An 11,488-nucleotide genomic window follows, 5' to 3' on the forward strand; every position below is an offset into this window, starting at 1 on the left:
TCAACCCACCGGATCACCCGGCAGGTCGGGGTATCAACATATCTGGCGTTGACTTTTGGCACGCTGTTGAGTTCTCAAGGAACGGACGCTTCCTTCGGTCCCGTTTCCGGTCCCTCCGGGCTTTTCCCTTCGGCATTTCGTGTTTCAAACTCTATCAGGCCTTTTTGCTCTTCCTGACCACTCGTTCCGCGGGCATGCTAAAGCGGATTCCGGGTTGGGATCGAGGCTTGATAGGTGCCGCCGACCCCCGACTTGAAGTCGCGTTGGGGCCAGGCAGGAGTACGACAGTACATGCGGTCGGCCGACGCAGGCAAATCGGTTTCGGTTGCCCCATGGCCCGTCAACCCGCAGCACTCACGCGGAACCGTCACTTCCTATGACTTACCCTTCTGAACAGCACGTCGCCCCCTCACGGACGGTGACGACGGCCCCGTACTTCTCCGCCTCTGGAGGCTCCCCATGACCATCGTGACGGCCCCGCTCGCCGGACGCGCCATCGGATTGCCCGCTGTACCCGACCCGGTGTTCGCCGGTGCGATGGTGGGGCCCGGTACGGCCATCGATCCCGTGCGGGAGCCGGGCGAGGCCGTCTCCCCGGTCGACGGTGTGGTGGTCTCCCTGCATCCGCACGCCTTCGTCGTCGTCGACTCGGACGGCCACGGAGTGCTGACGCACCTCGGAATCGACACCGTGCAGCTCAATGGCGAGGGCTTCGAACTGCTCGTCAACAAGGGCGACACGGTCACGCGCGGACAGGCCGTGGTGCGCTGGAACCCTTCCGCCGTGGAGGAGGCCGGCAAGTCGCCCATCTGTCCCGTCGTGGCGCTTGAGGCCACCGCAGACTCCCTCTCCGACCTCCGCGAGGACGGCGATGTGAAGACCGGCGACACTCTTTTCGGCTGGCAGTGACGCCGTCGGCGTATGTCAGGGACGGGCGCGGCGCGCTCGTCGTACATCCATCGCGGCGACCGGGTCGCCGCATAACCGGAGACGGGTGAAATGGAGACAACGCTGCGAGGCGTCGGGGTCAGCCACGGAGTGGCGATCGGCGAGGTCAGGCACATGGGGACCGCGATGCTGGAGCCCCCGGCCAAGTCGATCCCGACGGAGGAGGCGGAGCGCGAACAGGGGCGTGCTCACCAGGCCGTCGAGGCGGTGTCGGCCGATCTGATCGCCCGCGGCAATCTGGCGGGCGGCGAGGCGCAGGCCGTGCTTGAGGCGCAGGCGCTGATGGCGCAGGACCCGGAACTGATGGCCGATGTGGAGCGGCGGATCGCCGTCGGGAGCACGGCCGAGCGTGGGGTGTACGACGCGTTCGCCTCGTATCGCGCGCTGCTCGCCGGCGCCGGTGAGTATCTGGCCGGGCGGGTCGCGGACCTGGACGATGTGCGGAATCGTATCGTCGCCCGGCTGCTGGGCGTTCCGATGCCGGGCGTGCCGGACAGTGACGAGCCCTACGTATTGATCGCGCGTGATCTCGCGCCCGCCGATACGGCGTTGCTCGACCCGACGTTGGTTCTCGGCTTCGTGACCGAGGAGGGCGGGCCGACGAGTCACAGCGCGATTCTGGCGCGTGCGCTCGGGGTGCCGGCTGTTGTCGCGCTGCCGGGCGCCGGTGAGCTGGCCGAGGGCACCGTGATCGCGGTGGACGGCAGCACGGGCGAGATCTTTGTCGAGCCGAGTGCCGAGAAGCGGGCCGAGCTTGAGGCGGCTGCCGCCGCGCGGAAGGCCGCGCTGTCCGCCTCCACCGGGCCGGGTGCGACCTCGGACGGTCACAAGGTGCCGCTGCTCGCCAATGTCGGCGGGCCCGCGGATGTGCCGGCGGCCGTCGAGGCGGGTGCGGAGGGTGTCGGGCTGTTCCGTACGGAGTTCCTTTTCCTGGACGACAGCAAGCAGGCCCCGTCGGAGGAGAAGCAGATCGCGGCGTATCGCGCGGTGCTTGAGGCGTTCCCCGAGGGCCGGGTGGTCGTACGGGTGCTGGACGCCGGCGCGGACAAGCCGCTGGACTTCCTGACGCCCGCCGATGAGCCGAATCCGGCGCTCGGTGTGCGTGGTCTGCGGAGTCTGCTGGATCACCCGGATGTGCTGCGGACACAGCTGACCGCGCTGTCGAAGGCGGCCGAGGGTCTGCCGGTGTATCTGGAGGTCATGGCGCCTATGGTGGCCGACCGCACGGACGCGAAGGCGTTCGCTGACGCCTGTCGTGAGGCGGGGCTGCACGCGAAGTTCGGGGCCATGGTGGAGATTCCGTCGGCCGCTCTGCGGGCGCGCTCGATTCTTCAGGAGGTCGAGTTCCTTTCGCTGGGTACCAATGACCTGGCGCAGTACACCTTCGCGGCCGACCGGCAGGTGGGTGCGGTGTCTCGGCTCCAGGATCCGTGGCAGCCGGCGCTGCTGGATCTGGTGGCGCTGTCGGCCGAGGGCGCCAAGGCCGAGGGCAAGAGCTGTGGGGTGTGTGGTGAGGCCGCCGCCGATCCGCTGCTCGCCTGTGTGCTGACCGGGCTGGGTGTGACGTCGCTGTCGATGGGCGCGGCATCGATCCCGTATGTGCGGTCGGCTCTGGCGAAGCACACGCTGGCGCAGTGTGAGCGTGCCGCCGCCGCCGCGCGTGCCGCGGACACCGCCGAGGGCGCGCGGAAGGCCGCGCAGGCGGTGCTGTCCGGAGAGTGAGCCGGGACGGCCGGATTCCGGTCGGGCTTCTGGAGGGGCTTCCCGCCTGTGAGGCGGGAAGCCCCTCTGTCGTTGGCTCCGTTCAGTGGTGGGTCCCGGTGTCGTCCGGGCCGAGGTCGAAGCCCGCGCGGTACTCCACGCCGGATTCGGGGGAGACCGGCTCTCCGGTGTCCGCGTCGGTGCAGTAGGCGCTGAAGACCTCGCCGGCGGTGAGCGGAACGAGGCTGCCGCGCTGGAGGCGCCAGCCGTGGAGCCGGTCGGGGTCATCGGCTCGGGTCGTACGGAGCACCACTCCCCCGGCGCTCTCCAGGGCGATACCGACGGCCAGCACGGTCACGAACTCGGTGGCTTGGGACGAGTCGAGCCGGGAGGGCGCGCCGCCAGGGCCGTCGGGACTGTTGTCAGGGCTGCCGTCAGGGTTGGTGTCGGAGCTGCTGTCGGGGCTGTCGGGGCAATCGGTGCGCAGGACCGCGAGGAGTTGTTCGTCGACCGCGGGGACGCTGCAGACGAGGTGGTGCGTGCCGGAGCCGGCTCCTTCGAGCAGTCGGAGCAGCAGGTGGGAGGCGCGGTCGAAGGCCGCGCGCCCGATGTCCTGACCGCAGTCGGCGCACTCGCCGAGATCGGCGAGGAGCGTCGTCGCGTACTCCCAGGTGGCCCTGCGGATGGCGCCGCTGATGAGCTGTGGGACGAGGCTGTCGATGGGCTGGCCGGTATAGGCGATGGCGGCGCCGCTCCCGGGGATACGGGCCGTGAACCGGCCGCGGCTGTCCGCGGTGTCGGGGTCGAGGCCGGATTCCGCGCAGTACTCGGCGTACTCCTCCGGGTCGAAGAGGGCGACGGTGGTGTGGACACCCTGGGATGCCAGGGTTTTCAGGAGTCCGTCGATCTGTCGGAGATACGCGGCGTGGTCGTCGAAGGTGAAGGTGCGGTAGCGCCGCATCGCGGTGAAGTCCCGCTCGTCGGCCAGCAGGCCGACGGTGCTGGGGACCTCGCGGCGCAGTCTGCGGCGCGCGGTCCTGAGTGTCTGCTCGCTGTGGTCGGTGTGCGCCATGGCTCCCCCTGAGCACGGTCGATCATTGCTCACTCAGAGTAACCAGAGGGTCTGACAACGTGGTCAGTGGCGCTCGCGGGCGAGGTTTTCGTAGAAGCGGAGGAGTTCGAGGTTGTCCACGGACCCCGCGTTGACCGCCTTGTCGAGTGCCGCGCCCTGGAGGAGGCGCTTGACCGGGACCTCGATGCGCTTGCCGGTCAGGGTGTGGGGGATACCGGGGACTTCGATGATCTCGTCCGGCACATGGCGTGGCGAGAGCTGTTCGCGGATCGTCGCCTTGACGCGGGCACGGAGCGTGTCGTCGAGGACGGCACCCGGGGCGAGATGGACGAAGAGCGGCATCCAGTACCCGCCGTCCGGCTCCTCCAAGCCGATGACGAGGGATTCACGGATCTCGGGGAGGCGTTCGACGGCCTCGTAGATGTCGGCGGAGCCCATGCGGACGCCCTGCCGGTTGAGGGTGGAGTCGGAGCGGCCGTGGATGATGACCGAGCCCCGGTCGGTGAGGGTGATCCAGTCGCCGTGGCGCCAGACGCCGGGGAACATCTCGAAGTAGCTGTCGTGGTAGCGGCTGCCGTCGGGGTCGTTCCAGAAGCGGATCGGCATGGACGGCATGGGGTTGGTGACGACCAGTTCGCCGACCTCTCCGATGACGGCTCTGCCGTGCGGGTCCCAGGCCTGGAGGTCCGTCCCCAGACAGGCCGCCTGGAGTTCGCCGATATGGACGGGGAGGGTGGGTACGGCGCCCGCGAAGCAGCTGCACACGTCGGTGCCGCCGCTGACGGAGGCGATCCACAGGTCTTCGGCCACCTCGTCGTGGAGCCAGCGGAATCCGTCGGGCGGCAGGGGTGAGCCGGTGGTGGCGACGCACTTCACCCGGGAGAGGTCGTGCTCGCGGCCCGGGTGTGCCGCCGCCTTGCGGCACGCCATGACGTAGGCGGCCGAGGTGCCGTAGAAGGTGGCACCGGTCCGTTCCGCGATGGCCCACTGGGCGTCGACGGCGGGGAAGCCGGGGCTGCCGTCGTACAGCACGATCGTGGTGCCGGTGAGCAGGCCGGAGATGAGGAAGTTCCACATCATCCAGCCGGTGGAGGTGTACCAGAAGAACCGGTCCTCGGGACCGAGGTCGCAGTGCAGGCCGAGCTGTTTGAAGTGCTCCAGGAGGATTCCGCCCTGGGACTGGACGATCGCCTTGGGCAGACCGGTGGTGCCGGAGGAGTAGAGGACCCACAGGGGGTGGTCGAAGGGGACCGGTTCGAAGACGGGCCGGGTGGCTTCGGCCGCGGCGGTTCCGGCGGTGAGGTCCGCCCATTCCAGGGCGCCTTCGGGGGCCGGGGTGCCGAGGAGCGGGACATGCACCACGGCCCGCAGGGTGGGCAGTTCGTGCCGGATCTCGGCGACGGTCTCCGTGCGGTCGTGCTCCTTCCCGCCGTAGCGGTAGCCGTCGACGGCGAACAGGACGACGGGTTCGACCTGCTGGAAGCGGTCCAGCACGCCCCGGGCGCCGAAGTCGGGGGCGCACGAGGTCCAGACGCCGCCGACAGCCGCGGTGGCGAGCAGCGCGGTGACGGCCTGCGGGATATTGGGGAGGTAGCCGCTGACGCGGTCTCCGGGGCGTACGCCGAGGGCGCGCAGCTCGCCGGCGAGTGCCACCACCTGGCGGCGGAGCTCGGACCAGCTGACCGGGGTCACTTCATGTGTCTCGTCGACGTGGAGGAGCGCCGGGTCATGGGCGCGCGCCGGGTCCTCGGCGGTACGGAGTGCGTGTTCCGCGTAGTTCAGGGTGGCGCCGGGGAACCACTCGGCGCCGGGCATGGTGCGGTCGCCAAGGACTCGTTCGTACGGGGTGGTGAACCGTACATCGAACCAGTCGGCGATGGCGGCCCAGAAGGTGTCGAGCTCATCGACGGACCAGCGGTGCAGCGCCGCGTAGCCGCCCTCGGCCGAAGCGCCGTACCGGTCGGCGGCCCAGTCCTGGAAGCGGGTGATCCGGGCGGCGGCGATACGGTCGGGGCCCGGCTGCCAGAGGGGGGCGGGGCTTGCTGCTGCGGTCATGGGGCGGCTCCCGGGCTGACTCGGCGCTGAGATGATCGACGCTGGTGCACTCGACGCTGGTGTGCGTCGGCCGCGCGCACGTGCGGGGTGTGCGCGTGTATGCGACCGAGACGGACGATGCCATGTGATCGTCTTTCGCACCAGGGTTGCTTCCCTATGGTCGGCCAGGCAGATATGTGCTCCCACCACAGGTGAACGGGAGTTGAACGGAGCATCCGAGGCTCCGGACGGATGGCAGGCTGAGCAGCATGGACGGTCGTGAACTGGTGCGTTCGATAAAAGTGTTCGGTTCGGTGCGGAGATTGCGCGCGGTGCGGTCGGCCTGGCGCCAACGGCGGACGGATGCCAGGGAGCTGGCGTCGCGCGGTCCCGAGCGGGCCCGGGTGCCCGGGCCGGTCACGGGCGCCGAGCCGCTGCCCGGTGGCGGCACCGTACGGTTCGCGCGCGCGGAGCTGCATATCTGCGTCATGGTGGGCGGCGCCGTCTTCTGGGGATGGGACGGCGCGGAGCCGCTGCCCTCGTACGCGCTCGCCGACGTGCCGCCGGAGCCCGATCCGCGGGCCGGACTCGAACCCGACAAGGACGGCGGCTGGCGGGTCGTCTCGGAGCGGGTGACGGTCGCGGTCTCGCGCAACGGCGGGGTCGAGGTCCGTACGCCGGGGGGTGTCGTACTGCGCCGGGAGCTGCCGCCGCGCTGGTGGGAGCCGGTCGCGGGCGGGCCCGCGCGCTGGGTGCAGCGCACCGAGGTGCCCGCCGACGCGCGTTTCTTCGGCCTGGGCGGGCGCGGTTCGGGGCCCCGGCTGCGGGACGGGACGTACCGGCTGTGGAACACCGATCCGGGCGGCGGTTTCGGCCCCGGCGACGACCCGCTGTACGTGACGATGCCCGTGCAGCTGGTGGTGGCCGACGCCGGGACGCATCTGGCGTTCCACGACAACTCCTGGGACGGCCGGGTCACGCTCCGGGAGGGCGAGGAGGGCGCGGGCTCGGGGCACGACCGGCCCGGCACGAGCGAGCTGCGGATGGACGGCGGGCCGCTGCGCTGCTGGGTGGTGACCGGTACGCCCGCGCGGGTGCTGCACAGCTGGACGGCGCTGAGCGGAGCGCCCGTACCACCCCCTTCCTGGGCGCTGGGGCCCCAGCACGCGCGCTGGGGGTTCGGCAGCGCGCGGGAGGTGCGGCGGGTGGTGGCGGGGTACCGGGACCGCGGGCTGCCGCTGTCCGCGCTCCATCTCGACATCGATCATTACGACGCGCATCAGGTCTTCACCGTGGATCGTGAACACTTCCCCGATCTGCCGGGGCTCGCCGAGGAGCTGCGCGCGGACGGGGTCCGGCTGGTCTCGATCGTCGATCCGGCCGTGAAAGCGGAGCGCGGGAACGAGGTCTACGAGAGCGGGCGTGCGGTCGGTCCGGCCGGCGCGTTCGTACGGGACGGGCGGGGACGCGAGGTGCGCGGTGCCGTCTGGCCCGGCGAGTGCGTGTATCCGGACTTCACGGATCCGGCGGTGCGCGACTGGTGGGGCGGGCTCTACGAGGAGCGGCTGGCGCAGGGGTTCGCCGGGGTGTGGCACGACATGAACGAGCCGGTGTCCTTCGCGCCGTTCGGGGACCCGACTCTGCCGCGCTCGGCCAGGCACCAGCTGGACGGTAGGGGCGGCGAACACCGCGAGGCCCACAATGTGTATGGACTCACCATGGCGTGGGCCGGTTATGAAGGGCTGCGGCGACTGCGGCCGGACGAGCGGCCCTTTCTCTTCTCGCGTTCCGGCTGGGCCGGGATGCAGCGGTACGGCGGCACCTGGTCCGGTGATGTGTCGACCGGCTGGCCCGGGCTGCGGGCCTCGCTCTCGCTGGTGCTGGGTCTCGGGCTGTGCGGCGTGCCGTACTCGGGTCCTGACGTGGGCGGTTTCGACGGCAGTCCGAGCCCCGAGCTGTATCTGCGCTGGTTCCAGCTGGGGGCGTATCTGCCGCTGTTCCGCACCCATGCGGCGATCGACGCGGGGCGCAGGGAGCCGTGGGAGTTCGGCCCCGAGGTGCTTGAACACGCGCGGGCCGCGCTCGCCGGGCGGGAGCGGCTGCGGCCGTACTTCGTGACGCTGGCTCAGCTGGCCCGGCTGACCGGGGCGCCGTACGTCCGTCCGGTGTGGTGGGGGGCGCCGGAGGACCGGGCGCTGCGCGACTGCGGGGACGAGTTCCTGCTCGGCGACGCGCTGCTGGTGGCGCCCGTGCTGGAGCGCGGTACGGACCGGCGGGCGGTGCGCCTGCCGCGCGGCCGGTGGTACGACACGGTCACGGAGAAGGCGTACGAGGGCCCCGGCCAGGTGCTGCTTGACGCGCCCCGGTCACGTATCCCGGTCCTGGCACGGGCGGGCGCGGTGATTCCGGTGCGGGGCGAGGACGGCCGGCCCGAACTGGAGGTGTGGGCGCCCGCCGCGGGGCGCTCGGGGGGCGGTCTGGTGGTACGGGACCCGGGCGATGGGCTCCGGGAGGCGGAGGTGGAGCGCTACACCTCGCGGCTGGTGAACGGCGAGGTCCGGGTGGAGCGGGTGACGGACGAGGGCGCGGTGGAGCCGGAGTGGGCGGTCCGGGTGCGTGGACGGTGAGCCGGGGCCGGTAGGCCGGGAGCGGTAGGCCGGGAGCGGTAGGCCGGGAGCGGTGAGTCCGTTGTGGCGCTCGGCCCTCAGGGACGTACCTGCGTCCCGTAGCGACCCGCGAACCACGCCCGTACGGCGTCCGTGTGCAGCGGGAACGCCAGCTCGGCCGGGCCGCGCAGCAGCTGCCAGCCCGCGGTCTCCTCGGTCGGGACGGAGGGCGGCAGCCGGTCCGCCGGGCGCTCGGGGAGCAGCCCGAAGAGCAGCAGATGACCGTCCGGAGAGCTGAGCGCGTCGGCGAGCCGTACGTCGTGCGCCGGTGCCTCGATGCCGGTCTCCTCCCTCAACTCCCGTACGACGGCCTGCCGCCAGTCCTCCGCGCGGTCGATGAAACCGCCGGGGAGTGCGAGACCGCCGGACGCGGGCTCGATGGTGCGGGTGATGACGACGAGCGCGGTGCCCTCCTCGTCGGTCACCGGCAGGAGCGCGACGGCGACGGGCAGCGGGTTGAGATAGGCCGTGGCACCGCAGGCCCCGCACGAACGGGGCCAGCCGGCTCCCGGCGGGTACGGCGTACCGCAGCTTCCGCAGTGCGAATGCGTCACCGCGGGCTTCTTCTGGGACTCGGACACGCGCGGACTGTATCCGATCACTCTTCCGCGCGGCCCCCGGAGCTGATAGACGAAGGTGCCCATGACACGTCTTATAGCCGCACTCCGCGTGCTGGCCGCCTCCACCGCCGCCCTGCTGACCGTCGCCGCCACCGCGCCCGCCGCGCGGGCCACGCCGGAACCGGTGGCACCGAAGGAGTTCGTGGCCCTGAGAACGGTCGCGCCGACGATCATCCAGGAGATGCGCTACCTCACGCCGCACAACTTCGTGGGCGAGCCCGTGGACGGCTACCGGCAGCCGGTCTGTCTCGTCACCCGCCCCACCGCCGAGGCGCTGCGCAGCGCGCAGAAGAAGCTGCTGCGGCAGGGCTACTCGCTGAAGGTGTACGACTGTTACCGGCCGCAGCGGGCCGTCGATCACTTCGTACGGTGGGCCGAGGACCTTCAGGACGAGCGTATGAAGCCGGAGTTCTATCCGCGGGTCGACAAGTCGCGGCTGTTCGCGGACGGTTACATCGCGGAGAAGTCCGGACACAGCCGGGGCAGCACCGTCGATCTGACGCTCGTCAAGCTGCCGGCCCTGCCGACGCGGCCGTACCGTCCGGGTGAGCGGCTCACTCCCTGCTACGGTCCGAAGACCGAGCGGTTCCCCGACAACTCCGTCGACATGGGCACGGGCTTCGACTGCTTCGACACGCTCGCGCACACCGACGATCCACGCGTCCAGGGCGAGCAGCGCGCGAACCGGCAGCTCCTGAAGTCGACGCTGGCCGACGTGGGGTTCACCAATCTGCCCGAGGAGTGGTGGCACTTCACGCACAAGCCGGAGATCTTCCCGGACAGCTATTTCGACTTCCCGGTGGCGTGGCGTTCGGTCGCGGGCAGCTGAGAGCGGCGGCGGGACGGAAGCACGACGGCCGGCCGGGGCCACCCCCGTGGACTCCGGCCGGCCGTCTCCCGGTGTGACGCGCTGAACCCGTTTCCGGTTCACAGGAAAGCCATTACGGTGCCCGTATGGCGCAGCGAACATATGAGCATCGGACGAGCGAGCGGCAGACGAACGAGCGACAGCCGGTCGAGCCACGGACGTTCGATTCGTACGACGAGTTCTGGCCCTACTACGTCGCCATGCATTCCAAGGCGGCGACGCGCTGGCTCCATCTCACCGGCACGCTCACCGGCCTCGCGGTCAGTGCCTATGGGCTGGCGCGCGGACGGAAGCGGTACGCGGCGGCCCTGCCGCTGATCGGGTACGGGACGGCCTGGCCCGCCCACTTCCTGATCGAGAAGAACAATCCCGCCACCTTCGGCCATCCGGCCTGGTCGCTGCGGGGCGATGTACAGATGATCCGGATGATGCTGGCGGGCCGCGACCGGGAGCTGGCGGAGACGGCCGCCAAGTGGCTCGCCGCGAACCGCCCCTGACGCGCTGAGGGGGCGGGACGCGGTGGGCGGCGGGTCCGGCCGTACGGTCCCGGGTCCAGCCGTACGGTCCCGGGTCCAGCCGTACGGAGCCGGGCTCAGGTCGTGGCCGCGTGCTCGCGCTGCCGCGCGGCCAGAGTCATGGCGTGCTCGACGACTGTCACCAGCACTTCCTTGACGGACTCGCGTTCGCGCGCGTCGCACATCACCAACGGGACCTCCGGGTCGAGGTCGAGTGCCGACCGTACGGTCTCGCTCGGGAAGCGGTCCGCGCCCTCGAAGCAGTTGACGGCGACGGTGAACGGGATGCCGCGCCGTTCGAAGTAGTCAACGGCGGCGAAGGAGTCCGCGAGGCGGCGGGTGTCGGCCAGTACGACGGCGCCCAGGGCGCCCTGGGCCAGCTCGTCCCAGAGGAACCAGAAGCGGTCCTGGCCCGGCGTCCCGAAGACATACAGCACCAGGTCCTCGCGGAGTGTGATCCGGCCGAAGTCCATGGCGACCGTGGTGGTCGTCTTGCCATCGACCCCCTCGACGTCGTCGACGGGCCGGCCGGCCTCACTCAGCACCTCTTCGGTACGGAGCGGTCTGATCTCGCTGACCGCGCCCACGAGGGTGGTCTTGCCCACCCCGAAGCCCCCGGCGACCAGGATCTTCAGCGTCACCGGTTCGGCCGGACGCTGCCTGTGGCTAGAGCGCCCGAAGACCATTGATCACCTCGCGGAGAATGCTCACGTCCGGCAGTTCGGCCGGCGGAACGGGACGGGTTACATGCACGATTTCGTCCTCCACCAGATCGCCGACGAGGACCCTGACCACCCCGACGGGGAGGTCGAGGCCCGCGGCCAGCTCGGCGATCGACTGGGGGCTGGTGAAGCAGCGTTCGACGATCTCCACGTGCTCGGGGGAGAGCGTCTGGTCCCGGCCGGGGTCACCGGCCGCGGGTTCGCAGACGACGAGCGCGATCAGGTCGAGCCGGTGGCGCGTCGCGCTGCTGGTGCGGCCACGCGTCATCGCGTACGGACGTACTACCGGTCCGGCTTCGCCGTCGAACCAGTGCTGCTGATCCTGATCGCCTTCGCTCATCG

Annotated in this window: 10 protein-coding genes; 5 read left to right on the plus strand and 5 right to left on the minus strand. The window is 70.8% G+C overall.

Annotated features, from left to right (window positions below; translation table 11 throughout):
- Positions 1-459: 459 nt before the first annotated feature.
- Both ACFRMN_RS35430 and ptsP read left to right on the plus strand, forming a co-directional pair.
- Positions 460-909, plus strand: a complete 450-nt coding sequence (locus ACFRMN_RS35430; protein ID WP_383027843.1) for a PTS glucose transporter subunit IIA — start codon at positions 460-462, stop codon at positions 907-909.
- 90 nt (positions 910-999) lie between these two features.
- Positions 1,000-2,670 (plus strand): phosphoenolpyruvate--protein phosphotransferase, encoded by a 1,671-nt coding sequence (gene ptsP / locus ACFRMN_RS35435; RefSeq protein WP_383027845.1) that lies wholly within the window; start codon positions 1,000-1,002, stop codon positions 2,668-2,670.
- A gap of 82 nt (positions 2,671-2,752) precedes the next feature.
- On the opposite strand, the gene ACFRMN_RS35440 is transcribed toward ptsP, so the two are convergent.
- Both ACFRMN_RS35440 and ACFRMN_RS35445 read right to left on the minus strand, forming a co-directional pair.
- Positions 2,753-3,721 carry a hypothetical protein gene (locus ACFRMN_RS35440; RefSeq protein ID WP_383027848.1) on the minus strand — a complete coding sequence of 323 codons (969 nt, stop codon included), beginning with the start codon at positions 3,719-3,721 and terminating at the stop codon, positions 2,753-2,755.
- Between the two features lie 63 nt (positions 3,722-3,784).
- Complete coding sequence (locus ACFRMN_RS35445; protein WP_383027851.1) at positions 3,785-5,776, minus strand: acetoacetate--CoA ligase; 1,992 nt, start codon at positions 5,774-5,776, stop codon at positions 3,785-3,787.
- A 248-nt stretch (positions 5,777-6,024) separates the two neighbouring features.
- Between ACFRMN_RS35445 and ACFRMN_RS35450 the strand changes: the two genes are divergently transcribed.
- Positions 6,025-8,382: a glycoside hydrolase family 31 protein gene (locus ACFRMN_RS35450; protein ID WP_383027853.1), complete on the plus strand. Its 2,358-nt coding sequence runs from the start codon at positions 6,025-6,027 to the stop codon at positions 8,380-8,382.
- 77 nt (positions 8,383-8,459) lie between these two features.
- On the opposite strand, the gene ACFRMN_RS35455 is transcribed toward ACFRMN_RS35450, so the two are convergent.
- Positions 8,460-9,002 (minus strand): NUDIX domain-containing protein, encoded by a 543-nt coding sequence (locus ACFRMN_RS35455; RefSeq protein ID WP_383027856.1) that lies wholly within the window; start codon positions 9,000-9,002, stop codon positions 8,460-8,462.
- A 61-nt stretch (positions 9,003-9,063) separates the two neighbouring features.
- Between ACFRMN_RS35455 and ACFRMN_RS35460 the strand changes: the two genes are divergently transcribed.
- Together ACFRMN_RS35460 and ACFRMN_RS35465 are read left to right on the plus strand one after the other, a co-directional pair.
- Positions 9,064-9,870, plus strand: coding sequence for a M15 family metallopeptidase (locus ACFRMN_RS35460; RefSeq protein WP_383027859.1), 807 nt, complete (start codon positions 9,064-9,066; stop codon positions 9,868-9,870).
- A gap of 125 nt (positions 9,871-9,995) precedes the next feature.
- On the plus strand, positions 9,996-10,406 hold the full coding sequence (locus tag ACFRMN_RS35465) for an Mpo1-like protein (RefSeq protein WP_383027861.1): 411 nt from the start codon (positions 9,996-9,998) through the stop codon (positions 10,404-10,406).
- A 95-nt stretch (positions 10,407-10,501) separates the two neighbouring features.
- Here ACFRMN_RS35465 and ACFRMN_RS35470 read toward each other — a convergent pair whose 3' ends face one another.
- Positions 10,502-11,110, minus strand: a complete 609-nt coding sequence (locus tag ACFRMN_RS35470; protein ID WP_383027864.1) for an ATP/GTP-binding protein — start codon at positions 11,108-11,110, stop codon at positions 10,502-10,504.
- Positions 11,091-11,486, minus strand: a complete 396-nt coding sequence (locus tag ACFRMN_RS35475; RefSeq protein WP_383027867.1) for a DUF742 domain-containing protein — start codon at positions 11,484-11,486, stop codon at positions 11,091-11,093. Before ACFRMN_RS35475 ends, ACFRMN_RS35470 begins: the two co-directional genes overlap by 20 nt.
- Positions 11,487-11,488: the final 2 nt, after the last annotated feature.

Source organism: Streptomyces sp. NPDC056835, from assembly GCF_042789485.1.
Lineage (GTDB): Bacteria > Actinomycetota > Actinomycetes > Streptomycetales > Streptomycetaceae > Streptomyces.